Raw genomic sequence first — 12,325 nt, 5'->3', positions numbered from 1 at the left:
ACATGGGTTGATCGGTTACCTTGGAGGTAGAAGGGAATGCGGAACCAATGGGTCACGGGTTTTACAGTGGCATTGTTTGGGTTGTCAGGCGTTGCGTTGGCAAAGGTCAGTGAATCCGAAGCTCAGCGGCTGGCTAGCGAACTGACTCCAGTTGGAGCTGAGCGGCAGGGCAATGCCTCTGGCAGCATTCCGGCGTGGACAGGTGGGCTAACCAAGCCGCCCGCTAGTTGGAAACCGGGGCAGGTGGAAACCAACCCGTTTCCCGAGGATGAGCCTCTGTTTGTTATTACCGGCGCGAATGTGGATCTATATCGCGACAAGCTGACCGACGGACACATCCGTATGCTTGAGCAATATGGCCCGGAATTTGTGATGCCGGTGTACCAGACCCGTCGTACCGCGGCCTTCCCGGAAGATGTGTACGAAAAGTCCCGGGAGAATGCCCGCAGCGCGGAACTTCTGGCGAACGGAAACGGTGTGCGTGACACCATCATGACCAGCCCCTTCCCGATTCCAAAGAATGGCCTGGAGGTGATCTGGAACCACATCCTGCGTTATCGCGGAGAGGAACTGTCGTTCCGTAGCGCTTCAGCGACGCCCCAGGTGAACGGTTCCTACAACCAGGTTGTTAACCAGTACGACTATTACTTTGCCTACAGCCGCCGCGGCGCGAACCTCGCCGATATCGATAACAAGATTTTTTATCTGAAAACCGACACCATCGCGCCATCCAGTCTCGCGGGCACCATCACTCTGGTTCATGAAACCCTGGATCAGATTCGCTCACCCCGGCTCGCGTGGCGATACGATGCCGGCTCAAGGCGGCTGCGCCGGTCACCGAACCTGGCCTATGAAACCGATCTGCCGAACTCTTCATCCCTCCGCTCGGTTGATCAGAAAGACATGTACAATGGCGCCCCTAACCAGTACGACTGGGAGCTGAAAGGCAAGCGTGAGATCTTCGTGCCCTACAATGCCTACAAGCTTCACGACGCGGATGTCCAGCCGGACGATGTCATTCGGCCACAGCACATCAACCAGGAGTTGGCCCGATACGAGCTACATCGGGTATGGGTTGTCGAAGCGAAACTGCGGACCGGTATCAGCCATATCTATTCCCGCAGGGTGTTCTACGTCGACGAAGATAGCTGGCAGATTCTTGCCACGGAGGAGTACGACAGCAATGATGAACTCTGGCGGGTGTCCGAAGCTCACAACATCAGCTACTACAGTGAGCCGGTATTCTGGACTACCATGGAGATGACTTACGATCTGAACGCCCAGCGCTATTACATCGATGGTCTGGATAACGGCTTCCCCGCCTATGATTTCGAGCCAGGCTTCCGTGGTAATCAGTTTTCTGCCTCGGCAGCCCGGAGAGCAGCCCGCCGCTGATGACTGGCAGCCCCGGGCCGGTCGAGGCACGGGGCGCTACCGGACCGTTTTCAAGGAGATGCAATTATGTCGGTACCGGAACAGCTAGAGGCAGTGGATACCCTGGTTGAACACCTGAAGACCGCGCTTGCGGAGAAGAACTGGGACGAACTGTCCCGTCTGAATGAGCTGGTCAAACCGACGATCGAGCCGGTTATGGCGGCCCTTGAGGCCGGCGATCTGAGCCCTGAGCCAGTCAGGGAAAGGCTGGCAGCCCTGCAGACATTCTGTGATCGTGCCAATATTTCGGCAAATGAAGCCAAGGCGGAAGCCCAGAAAGCGCTGAAAGGGGTGAACCAGAACCGCAGCGCGGCAAAAGCCTATCAAAACGTCTCGTTAAATCGGCCAAAATAGCGTCATAAAATTGACTCAGGCCCACTTACAGTCTTAAATACCGCACAAATCCCCGCAAGAGATTCGTTTGGATGTCGAAGAATAACAAGGTGCTGGTGCTCAGCGAGGACGATGCGAAAAGACGTGACATTTCTACCATTCTTGAGTTTATCGGCGAAGAGGGCATTGTCGTTGGGGCCGATGCCCATTCACTGCTGAGCAGCGGTGACGCTGAGGATCTGGAGTCAATTTCCGTTGCCGTTGTTAACGGCGAGGACGATGGCGTGACCGCAGTGATTTCAACCGTGTGCGAGGTCGCTCAGGGGGTGCCTTTGCTGTTGGTTGGCGACCCTGATCTGGCGGGCCTCTCCGACGACGAGACAAGCCGGGTAATTGCCCGCATGGAATGGCCGCTTAACTACACCAAATTCGTGGACTCGCTCTACCGTGCACAGATCTACCGGGATCAGTTTGCACGTTCCCGTGAACGGGGGCAGCAACGTGGTCTACAGCTTTTCCGTAGCCTTGTTGGTACGAGTCGAAAAGTGCAATCGGTACGCCAATTAATGGAGCAGGTGGCCGACAAGGATGTGAGTGTGCTGATTACTGGCGAGTCGGGAACGGGCAAGGAAGTGGTGGCGCGAAACCTCCATTACCATTCCTCTCGTCGCGACAAGCCCTTCGTGCCGGTCAACTGCGGTGCCATTCCAGCGGAATTACTGGAAAGCGAATTGTTCGGGCACGAGAAGGGCGCGTTCACCGGCGCGATCACGTCGCGGGTAGGTCGGTTTGAAATGGCCGAGGGGGGCACCCTGTTTCTGGACGAGATCGGCGACATGCCATTGAACATGCAGGTCAAGATTCTGCGGGTTCTGCAGGAACGCACTTATGAGCGTGTTGGCAGTAACCGGACTCAGTCAGCCGACGTCAGGGTCATTGCCGCGACTCATAAACATCTCGAAGACATGATTGAAACGGGCGATTTCCGTGAAGATCTCTATTACCGCCTGAACGTTTTCCCCATTGAAATGCCCGCTTTACGTGACCGGGTGGAAGACATCCCCCTATTGATCAATGAATTGATTTCGCGGATGGAGAAAGAAAAGCGGGGCTCCCTCAGGCTGAACTCGGCGGCGATCATGAGTCTTTGCCGCCACGACTGGCCCGGGAATGTTCGCGAACTGGCGAATCTGGTGGAGCGGTTGGCGATTATGCACCCCTACGGTGTCATTGGGGTTCAGGAGTTGCCCAAGAAGTTCCGTTACGTGGACGATTACGACGAGAACCGGCCAGTGGAAGACTCCGGTATGCCCTCTGGCATTCCCGGGCTGGTGGGGCTGGATGCGCCGGCTCTGCTGCCGGTGAACGGCATCGACCTGAAGGACTACCTGTCCAATCTTGAAAGGCAGTTGATTCAGCAGGCGCTGGATGAGGCCGGAGGAGTAGTGGCCCGGGCAGCCGAAAAGCTTCGGATTCGTCGAACGACGCTGGTTGAGAAGGTCCGGAAGTATGGACTTCGGGATGAGGAGTCCGAGGAGAGCTGATCAATCCCCCAAAGAATCGGTTTCTGATGGCGTCAAAGGTTCGTAACCTTCGGCGCCATCGCTGTTTTTAGGCGACGGAAACCCGTCGTATCCCTTTCCTCTGTTTTTCCTTCCTGTTGAAAAATAAACAAAATTTAAAGTTGGCACAGTGCTGGCTTGGTCTCGTCCAAACGATCCATCCGATTGGTACGGGCCGGGGGTTAGTCCGGTCAGAGGGCGAGTTTATGAGTCAGTTACAGTTTGTGGGTTTGTCGTCAGCAAAGGCGTCTGCCAATGCGGCTGCCGATGTCAATGACAAGGTGACGGCGTTGTTCCCGGAGCAGGACGATGAGGCTGTGGGGACAGCGTTGGAGCTGTTTAATCAGATGTCCCGACAGATCACTGATTCCTACCGCACTCTTGAGTCCCGTGTTAATCAGTTGTCCGGGGAGCTGTCCGCGGAATCCCAGCAGCGCCAGGCGGAGCTGGAGCAGAAAGAGGAGCTGGCAGACCGGCTCTCGACGCTTCTGCATGCGCTACCGGCCGGGGTTGTGGTGCTCGACAGCCAGGGGGTGGTGACGCAGACCAATCCGGCGGCGATCACGTTGTTGGGGGAGCCTCTTGGTGGAGAGCGGTGGGTGGATGTTATCCGTCGCTGTTTTGCGCCCCGCCGCGACGATGGCCACGAAGTGTCACTCAAGGATGGCCGTCGTGTCAGTATTGAAATTCGTACCATGGAAAACCAGCCGGGGCAGTTGATCCTGCTGACCGACCTGACTGAAACCCGTCATTTGCAGTCTCAGCTCGCCCATGCCCAGCGGCTTTCCGCCATGGGCAAGATGGTGGCCTCCCTGGCTCATCAAATTCGCACACCGCTGTCGGCTGCCATTCTGTATGGCGGGCACCTCAGCCAGGAAGACCTGGACGAGGAGATGCGTCAGCGTTGTGCCTCACGGTTGATGTCCCGCTTGACGCACCTGGAGCAGCAGGTGCGTGACATGCTTATTTTCGCCCGGGGCGAGACGCGGTTGGCAGAGGAATTGTCTGCCGACACCCTGGTTCAGGCGCTGGCTTCCGCGCTGGAAGGATTGAAGCTCCCTGCCGGTGTGTCGGTGGAGTTGAGTGACCAGGTCAATAGCGCCGCGCTGATGTGCAATCGTGATGCTCTGGTGGGTGCCTGTACCAACCTAGTGAACAACAGCGTGGAGGCCGGGGCGACGAACGTTGAAGTTGCCGTTGTGTCCGTTGACGAGGAACTGGTGGTGCGCGTGAGTGATAACGGTCCTGGGTTTACCACGGAGCAGGCAAGTCAATTGCTGGAAGCGTTCTATACCACCAAATCCCACGGCACCGGCTTGGGCCTTGCCGTGGTCCAGGCGGTGGTGAAAGCGCACCAGGGTCGTTTCTCGATTGATGCGCCTGCCGCCGGAGGTGCTGTTGCCATCATTTCCCTGCCATTGATGCGTTCGTTGTCGACGGGTGACCGTCGGCAGCAGCCATCAAAGAATGACTGATCGGAGGCTATTATGGCCAAAGCCCAAATTCTGATTGTTGAGGATGACCAGGATCTTCGAGAAGCGCTGGTTACCACCCTTGAGCTGGCAAAGTTTCGCGTGCGTGAAGCCGCCAATGCGGAGCAGGCCCTGGCGAAGCTGGCTGAGTCGCCGGTGGATATGGTTGTCAGTGATGTGAACATGCCTGGAATGTCCGGTCACGATTTGCTGCATGAAATACAAAGACGGTACCCCGGCCTGCCGACCATGCTGATCACCGCCTATGGTCAGATCAGCCATGCGGTGTCCGCGATGCAGTCCGGTGCCATCGACTACCTGGTCAAACCGTTCGAGCCCTCAGTGCTTGTGGATGCGGTGACCAGAGTGGTCGGCGGCGGCCGCCAGAAAAGTGTCGACCAGCCCGTTGCGGAAGATCCGATCAGCAAACGGATGTTCCAACTGGCGGCGAAGGTGGCAGCCAGTGACTCGACGGTGATGATTTCCGGGGAAAGTGGAACCGGTAAAGAGGTGTTGGCGCGCTATATTCACCAGCAGTCTCCCAGGTCTGACCAGGCGTTCGTGGCGATCAACTGCGCGGCAATTCCCGAGAATATGCTGGAGGCCATCCTGTTTGGCCACGAGAAGGGTGCCTTTACCGGTGCGGTTGCATCCTCCCCGGGCAAGTTCGAGCAGGCCAACGGTGGCACCATCCTGCTGGATGAGATTTCGGAAATGGATCCTGGCCTGCAATCCAAGCTGTTGCGGGTGCTGCAGGAGCGCGAGGTTGAGCGGGTCGGTGGTCGCAAGACCATCGCCCTGGATGTACGGGTTATTGCCACCACCAACCGGGATCTGTCCGATTACGTGCGGGAAAACAAATTCCGCGAAGACCTGTACTACCGGCTGACGGTCTTCCCCATGCACTGGCAGCCACTGCGCGAACGTACACTGGATCTCATGCCGCTGGCGAATGCATTGCTGAAAAATCATTGCCGCAAGATGAAATTGACCGGCGTGACCTTCGCGCCCGACGCCAGAGATGCGCTGATGGGTCATCAATGGCCGGGCAACGTTCGCGAGCTGGACAACGCGATACAGCGGGCGCTGGTCTTGCACCAGGGGAATGTCATCCATGCTGGTGACCTTTGCCTGGAACTCGGAATTACCGGGCGTATGGAAAGTGGCCCCGCCGGCACGACATCTCCGGCCTCGCCACACCCAGTCGTTTCCGAATCCGGGGCTGAGTCACCTGATCGGGACGCTCAGGATACCTATGCCGAGGAAAGCCTGTTGGGTCTCGGAGCGCTATCTTCCACGTCACTGGGTGATGAAGTCCGACAGCGTGAATTCCGGATTATCATCCAAACGTTGAAAAAAGAGCGTGGTCGACGCAACCGGGCGGCGGAGCAGTTGGGTATCAGCCCGCGCACGCTCCGATACAAACTGGCCCAGATGCGCGATGCCGGCATCGATCTGGATGCAGAGCTGGCCGCCGCCTGACCACAACCAACAGGCTCCTTCGTTCGGCACCCAAGGGTGCCGTTTTTTGTGCCCACGTCAAAAGACCGTCGCTGTCTTTCGCCTTTCTCTCCGATTGTTAATTAACATTATGAAAATTAACAAATAAATTATGTTGGCCTGCGGTTTGCTTTGACCTGTTCAGATATGTCCAGGTCAATGGCTTGCCCATTTATACGGCGGGCCGGGAGAGTGAAACATGGTTCAGCGTGCTGACATCAACAGTGTCCTTTCAGAAATTCGCAATATGCGCTCGCAGATGATGGAGAATCAGCGGGTTGAACAGGACAACAACATTCGCGGACGGATGGACGGGCCGTCCAAGGTCCAGGAAACCTCCGACACTCCCAAATTCAGCGACATGCTCAGCCAGGCTGTGGGTTCTGTGAACGAACTCCAGCAAACATCCAGTGATATGAAGACGGCGTATGAAATGGGCGATCCGAACATGGATATCTCCCGCGTCATGATCGCGTCTGAAAAAGCATCCATCTCCTTCGAGGCATTGACCCAGGTCCGTAACCGGGTGGTGAAGGCCTACGAAGACATCATGAATATGCCGGTTTGATAGCGGAGCGGACCCATGGCCAGCGTACCTGCTGAAACCTCATCCTCGAACATGCCCGCGGCGCGGGGAGACGATACCGGCGAGAGCCGTAGCGACCTGATTTTCGGCTTCAACCGGTTGAACCTGCTGCGACAGGTGGGCCTGATGGTGGGGCTTGCCGCCAGTGTTGCCCTTGGCGTTGCCGTGGTTCTCTGGGCCCAGGAGCCCAATTACCAGCCTGTGGTGGGGGATATGTCCGGCTACAACCCACAGGATGTCACGACCATTCTTGATGCCAACAACATCGACTACCGTATGGATCCACGCACAGGCGCATTGCTGGTGCCCTCCGATGAGGTCTATAACGCCCGCCTGAAACTTGCAGCAGAGGGCGTGACGGACGAGCAGACCATGGGCTACGAACTGCTGGACCAGGACCGTGGACTTGGAACCTCTCAGTTTATGGAAACCATCAGTTTCCGCCGTGGCCTGGAAGGCGAGCTGGCACGAACGATTGGCAGCATGCGCACGGTTCGTGCCGCTCGGGTTCATCTGGCGATTCCGGAGCGCTCGGTGTTTGTCCGCGACGCGCGCACGCCGACAGCGTCCGTGTTCCTTGAAGTAATTGCCGGTCGTCGCCTGGAGCAGGAGCAGATTGCCTCGATCGTGAACCTGGTTGCCGGCAGCATTCCGGAAATGAGCAAGGACAATGTGACCGTGGTCGACCAGAGTGGAAACCTGCTCACCGGTCGTGAAGACGGCGGTGACAGCCAGCAGATTGAAGACCAGTACGATTACACCTCCCGCGTTGAGGATCGCCTGGCTCGTCGGGTTGCCTCCATGGTCAGGCCGGTGGTGGGCGACGGTCGTTTCCGTGCGGAAGTGACGGCTGATCTCGATTTCTCCTCGGTGGAACAGGCTGAGGAGCTGTTCAATCCCGAACAGCAAGCTGTGCGCAGCGAGCGCCAGATGTCCGAGCGGCGTGCCGGTGGCGGCGCCAGTGGAATCCCCGGCGCCCTGTCCAACCAGCCGCCCGCTCAGCCGACAGTTCCGGAACAGGCAACCGCCGATGACGAGGGCAACGTCCAGGCGCCGCCGGTGAACGTGCGTGAAGAGTCGACCCGAAACTACGAAATGGACCGCACCGTCAGCTATATCCGCCAGGAACTTGGCCGCATAAAACGTTTGTCGGTAGCCTTGGCGGTTGATGATATGAAAGTGGTGGATCCCCAGACCGGCGAAGTCAGCTATGAACCCTGGCCGGAACAGGAACTGCAGCGCCTGACCATGCTGGTACGCGATGCCGTGGGGTATTCGGCCGCCCGGGGTGACAGTGTTACGGTGATGAACACTGCGTTCGCAGCCGAAGAGCAGATCGAGTTTGAAGCACCGGCGTTCTGGGAGCAGCCGTGGTTCTGGGACCTGATGAAGCAGGTGCTCGCAGGCCTGGTCATTCTGGTTCTGGTTCTGGGCCTGTTGCGACCCACCCTGAAAAGTCTGTCCGGCGGTGGCCGCAGCGAACGCAGGGGTGACTCCGACGACGGCTATGACGGCCTTGATGGCATCGAAGGCGGCGACGCTCTGCGCGAAGCCATGCATTCACAGGACGATCTGCTTTTGCCCGGCGCGACAGACAGCTATGATAGGCAATTGAATGCACTGAAAGGCCTGATTGCTGAAGACCCCGCAAGGGTCTCCCAGGTGATGCGCCAGTGGGTGAATGTCGATGACTGATGAGAACAACCGCCAGCCTGATGCGGCGCAAAAGCCCCAGCGCAAGATTCCGCGGGTGGAGCAGGCGGCAATCCTGCTGATGTCACTGGGCGAAAACGACGCTGCCGAAGTGCTCAAGCACATGGGGCCGAAAGAGGTCCAGCGGGTTGGCGTGGCCATGGCCCAGATGAAAGACGTCAGCAAGGACGATGTTACCTATGTCCTGAACCAGTTTGTCGAGGCTGTTGGCGGCCAGACCGGGCTGGGGGTTGGCAATGATGATTACATTCGCACCATGCTCACCCAGGCCCTGGGGGACGACAAGGCCTCCAGCCTGATCGACCGTATCCTTATTGGTGGCAACACCACCGGCCTGGATACCCTGAAGTGGATGGAACCCCGTGCGGTGGGCGATATTATCCGTTATGAGCACCCCCAGATTCAGGCCATCGTTATTTCCTACCTCGATCCGGACCAGGCCGCGGAGATCCTCGGCACTCTGGACGACAAGGTGCGCCTGGATGTAATGATGCGGGTGGCTTCGCTGGAAAGTATCCAGCCGCAGGCACTGCAGGAACTCAACGATATCCTCGAGAAGCAGTTCTCCGGTGGCTCAGCGGCCCAGACCAGCCGCATCGGCGGGGTCAAACGGGCGGCTGACATCATGAACTTCATGGACCGCAGCGTTGAAGGCGGCCTGATGGATTCCATCAAGGACATGGACCCGGACCTGGCGTCCACAATCGAGGACTTGATGTTTGTCTTCGATAACCTCAAGGACATTGACGACCGTGGTATTCAGGCGTTGCTGCGGGAAGTGTCTTCCGAGGTGCTGGTCGTCGCGCTCAAGGGCGCCGATGACGCCGTTCAGGAGAAAATTTTCAAGAACATGTCCAAGCGGGCCGCAGAACTTCTGCAGGATGACCTGGAGGCCAAGGGGCCGGTACGGGTCAGTGAAGTGGAGTCTGCCCAGAAGGACATTATTACCATTGCCCGTCGTATGGCTGAAGCTGGTGAGATCACCCTTGGTGGTGCTGGCGAAGAAATGATGTGATGAAAGATCCCCGTCGCAACCTCGATCGCATTCCTAAGGAAAACCTCACGGCCTACGAGCGTTGGGAGCTTCCGCTGTTGGATGCGCGCGGCAATGAAATCGCGCAGGAAGAAGACCGCGACGTAAAGCCGTTGACCGCCGCTGATATTGAGGAGATCCGCCAGGCGGCCCGTGAAGACGGTCATGCGGAAGGCCGTGACGCAGGGTATCAGGCGGGGCTGAGTGAAGGTCGTGAGCAGGGGCACCGGGAAGGCTTTGAAGCAGGGCTTGCCGAGGGCCGCGAGCAGGGCGCGGAGGAAGGCCTGGCGGACACCCGCAAGGAGGTGGATGCCAAGCTGGACCGACTGGAGCATTTGCTTGGCGAATTACTGGAACCAATCAAACGCCATGAAGACGAGGTGGAAACGGCGTTGGTCAATCTGACGACCGTTCTTGCGCGCTCCGTGGTGTTCCGGGAGCTTTCGTTGGATTCTTCCCACATTACCGACGTGGTCCGCAAGGCGATGACGGCGCTACCATCTACAACGGAAAACGTGCGCATCCATATTCATCCGGATGACTATCAATGGGTCAGTGAGGTTGCCGACAGGTTCGAGGCGGCGACCTCCATTGTCGAAGATGCTTCTGTTCTCCGGGGCGGTTGCAAGCTGGAAACCCGCCACAGCCTGGTGGACTTCACGGTGGAAAAACGCTTCCAGAAGGCCGTTCAGGGCATGCTGGACCGCCAACTGGACACCGAATCCGCCGGTGAGGGGGAAGAGCTTGATGCCATGATGGGCGATCTGACCGACTTCCGGCACGATGTGCTTGACTCCGACGAGGATGAAGGCCATGACAGCACACCTGGCTGAACGCCTGACACGACTGCAGGATTACTTTACCGAAGACCCCCAGCCGGAACTGTCCGGGCGGCTGACGCGCATGGTAGGCCTTACCCTGGAATGTGTGGGTTGCCCCATGGTGGTCGGCGACCGCTGCGTGATTACCGGGCAGGGCGCCGGCACCGTGGAAGCGGAAGTGGTGGGTTTTGAGGATGAGCGTGTCTATCTGATGCCGCTTACGGCCATAGAGGGGTTGCGCCCTGGAGCCAGGGTGGTGCCGTTGTCGGTGGCCAGCCGGGTGCCGGTCGGCCCGGAGTTGCTGGGGCGGGTGGTCAACGGCAACGGCGAGCCACTGGACGGCAAGGGCCCGCTGCAGGCGGAAGCCCGCGTGTCTCTCAGTGGCGATATCATCAACCCGCTGGACCGTGCGCCGGTGCGTCAGTCCATGGATGTGGGTATCCGGGCTATCAATTCACTGATGACTGTCGGCCAGGGGCAGCGCCTGGGCCTCTTTGCCGGCAGCGGCGTTGGCAAGAGTGTTCTCTTGGGTATGATGACCCGCTTCACCAACGCGGATATCACGGTGGTTGGCCTGATCGGCGAACGGGGCCGTGAGGTTAAAGAGTTCATTGAGGATATCCTTGGGGACGAAGGGCTTGCCCGCTCTGTTGTGGTTGCCTCCCCCGCCGATGACTCACCACTGATGCGCCTGCGTGCTGCCATGCTGACCACCCGGATTGCGGAATACTACCGGGATCAGGGCAAGCGGGTATTGCTGTTGATGGATTCATTGACCCGCTATGCACAGGCCCAGCGGGAAATTGCCCTGGCCGTCGGCGAGCCTCCAGCCACCAAGGGCTATCCGCCTTCGGTCTTCGCCAAATTGCCGCAACTGGTGGAGCGTACCGGCAATGGCAGGCCTGGTGGTGGCTCTATTACTGCATTCTATACCGTACTGACGGAAGGCGATGACCAGCAGGATCCTATCGCGGACGCCGCGCGGGCGATCCTGGATGGCCACATTGTGCTGTCCCGGCGATTGGCGGAAGAAGGCCATTACCCCGCCATCGATGTGGAGGCGTCCATCAGCCGGGTAATGCCGCAGGTTACCGAGACCGAACATTTTGCCCGCGCCCAGCGCTTCAAACAGGTCTACTCCCGCTATCAGCAGGCCAGGGACCTGATCAGTGTCGGGGCCTATGTAAAAGGATCAGATCCTGAAACCGATTTTGCCATCACCCATATCGGCAACATGGGACAGTTCCTCCAGCAGGGGTTGAACGAAAGCGCACCGTTGGAGGACAGCATCCAGCAGTTGCTTGCGGTGGTGCCGGAAAGACGCTCTCCCGATCGCCCCAAGACCCCGCCACAGGCCGATGGAGGTGGTAGGTGATGCTCAGGTCCCAGCGCCTTTCGGTCGTGCTCACTCTGGAAGAACGTAAAGAAAAGGCCGCCCTGGAAAAAATGGCGGAAGCACAGCAGCATCATGAAACCCAGCGCCAGCAGATAGAAAACCTTGAGCGGTATCAGCGGGAATACCGGGAACAGATCCGCAGTAGCCAGAAAGGTGTGGTGTCTGTTGCTCGCCTCCAGGGCTGGCAGGCGTTTATAGCCCAGTTGGATCAGGTGATTGTGCAACAGCAGAAACTGCTGACACAGGCGGCAGAACGGCTCCAGGCATGCCGGGAAGAATGGCAGAGGGCCTGGGAGCGGCGCCGGGGAATGGAAAAGTACATTGAAACCTGTCGCCGGCACGAGCAGCGGGAGCAGGATGTCAGGGAACAGAAGCAAATGGACGAAGCCGCGGGGCGGATACTGGCGAGGCGGCGCTGAGCGGGTTGCCAAATGGCAAACGGCGGATGCAAATTCGGTGTTGTAAGCTATCCTTT

Annotated in this window: 11 protein-coding genes; all 11 read left to right on the top strand. The window is 58.4% G+C overall.

The window, feature by feature from the left end:
* Positions 1–36: 36 nt before the first annotated feature.
* The 11 genes from JJO78_RS11185 (at position 37) to fliJ (ending at position 12,269) form a co-directional block, all read left to right on the top strand.
* A complete protein-coding gene (locus JJO78_RS11185) occupies positions 37–1,395 on the top strand; it encodes a DUF1329 domain-containing protein (protein ID WP_036204795.1) in 1,359 nt (452 codons plus the stop codon).
* 66 nt (positions 1,396–1,461) lie between these two features.
* Positions 1,462–1,788, top strand: coding sequence for a hypothetical protein (locus JJO78_RS11180; protein ID WP_041335978.1), 327 nt, complete (start codon positions 1,462–1,464; stop codon positions 1,786–1,788).
* A gap of 71 nt (positions 1,789–1,859) precedes the next feature.
* Positions 1,860–3,311: a sigma-54 dependent transcriptional regulator gene (locus tag JJO78_RS11175; RefSeq protein ID WP_036204813.1), complete on the top strand. Its 1,452-nt coding sequence runs from the start codon at positions 1,860–1,862 to the stop codon at positions 3,309–3,311.
* 224 nt (positions 3,312–3,535) lie between these two features.
* Positions 3,536–4,804 (top strand): sensor histidine kinase, encoded by a 1,269-nt coding sequence (locus JJO78_RS11170; RefSeq protein ID WP_036204816.1) that lies wholly within the window; start codon positions 3,536–3,538, stop codon positions 4,802–4,804.
* 12 nt (positions 4,805–4,816) lie between these two features.
* Entirely contained in the window at positions 4,817–6,283 is a 1,467-nt protein-coding gene (locus JJO78_RS11165) for a sigma-54-dependent transcriptional regulator (RefSeq protein WP_151982555.1), read from the top strand.
* Positions 6,284–6,500: 217 nt separating this feature from the next.
* Positions 6,501–6,869, top strand: a complete 369-nt coding sequence (gene fliE / locus JJO78_RS11160; RefSeq protein WP_036204822.1) for a flagellar hook-basal body complex protein FliE — start codon at positions 6,501–6,503, stop codon at positions 6,867–6,869.
* 15 nt (positions 6,870–6,884) lie between these two features.
* On the top strand, positions 6,885–8,582 hold the full coding sequence (gene fliF, locus JJO78_RS11155) for a flagellar basal-body MS-ring/collar protein FliF (protein WP_036204825.1): 1,698 nt from the start codon (positions 6,885–6,887) through the stop codon (positions 8,580–8,582).
* Positions 8,575–9,615, top strand: a complete 1,041-nt coding sequence (gene fliG, locus JJO78_RS11150; protein ID WP_041333672.1) for a flagellar motor switch protein FliG — start codon at positions 8,575–8,577, stop codon at positions 9,613–9,615. Before fliF ends, fliG begins: the two co-directional genes overlap by 8 nt.
* The gene (locus JJO78_RS11145; protein WP_036204831.1) at positions 9,615–10,466 is read left to right on the top strand and encodes a flagellar assembly protein FliH; all 852 of its coding nucleotides are present in this window, start codon (positions 9,615–9,617) and stop codon (positions 10,464–10,466) included. The genes fliG and JJO78_RS11145 overlap by 1 nt, the downstream gene beginning before the upstream one ends.
* Complete coding sequence (gene fliI / locus JJO78_RS11140) at positions 10,438–11,829, top strand: flagellar protein export ATPase FliI (RefSeq protein ID WP_227662348.1); 1,392 nt, start codon at positions 10,438–10,440, stop codon at positions 11,827–11,829. Before JJO78_RS11145 ends, fliI begins: the two co-directional genes overlap by 29 nt.
* Positions 11,829–12,269, top strand: a complete 441-nt coding sequence (gene fliJ, locus JJO78_RS11135) for a flagellar export protein FliJ (RefSeq protein WP_151982551.1) — start codon at positions 11,829–11,831, stop codon at positions 12,267–12,269. The genes fliI and fliJ overlap by 1 nt, the downstream gene beginning before the upstream one ends.
* Positions 12,270–12,325: the final 56 nt, after the last annotated feature.

Source organism: Marinobacter sp. DS40M6, from assembly GCF_028581595.1.
Lineage (GTDB): Bacteria > Pseudomonadota > Gammaproteobacteria > Pseudomonadales > Oleiphilaceae > Marinobacter > Marinobacter salarius.
The sequence above is the reverse complement of the archived record's forward strand: the minus strand, read 5'-3'. Positions and strand labels throughout refer to the sequence as shown.

Coding starts and splice junctions, on each gene's coding strand:
- JJO78_RS11185 (WP_036204795.1), top strand. CDS start 37: ATGCGGAACCAATGGGTCACGGGTTTTACAGTGGCATTGTTTGGGTTG.
- JJO78_RS11180 (WP_041335978.1), top strand. CDS start 1,462: ATGTCGGTACCGGAACAGCTAGAGGCAGTGGATACCCTGGTTGAACAC.
- JJO78_RS11175 (WP_036204813.1), top strand. CDS start 1,860: ATGTCGAAGAATAACAAGGTGCTGGTGCTCAGCGAGGACGATGCGAAA.
- JJO78_RS11170 (WP_036204816.1), top strand. CDS start 3,536: ATGAGTCAGTTACAGTTTGTGGGTTTGTCGTCAGCAAAGGCGTCTGCC.
- JJO78_RS11165 (WP_151982555.1), top strand. CDS start 4,817: ATGGCCAAAGCCCAAATTCTGATTGTTGAGGATGACCAGGATCTTCGA.
- fliE (WP_036204822.1), top strand. CDS start 6,501: ATGGTTCAGCGTGCTGACATCAACAGTGTCCTTTCAGAAATTCGCAAT.
- fliF (WP_036204825.1), top strand. CDS start 6,885: ATGGCCAGCGTACCTGCTGAAACCTCATCCTCGAACATGCCCGCGGCG.
- fliG (WP_041333672.1), top strand. CDS start 8,575: ATGACTGATGAGAACAACCGCCAGCCTGATGCGGCGCAAAAGCCCCAG.
- JJO78_RS11145 (WP_036204831.1), top strand. CDS start 9,615: ATGAAAGATCCCCGTCGCAACCTCGATCGCATTCCTAAGGAAAACCTC.
- fliI (WP_227662348.1), top strand. CDS start 10,438: ATGAAGGCCATGACAGCACACCTGGCTGAACGCCTGACACGACTGCAG.
- fliJ (WP_151982551.1), top strand. CDS start 11,829: ATGCTCAGGTCCCAGCGCCTTTCGGTCGTGCTCACTCTGGAAGAACGT.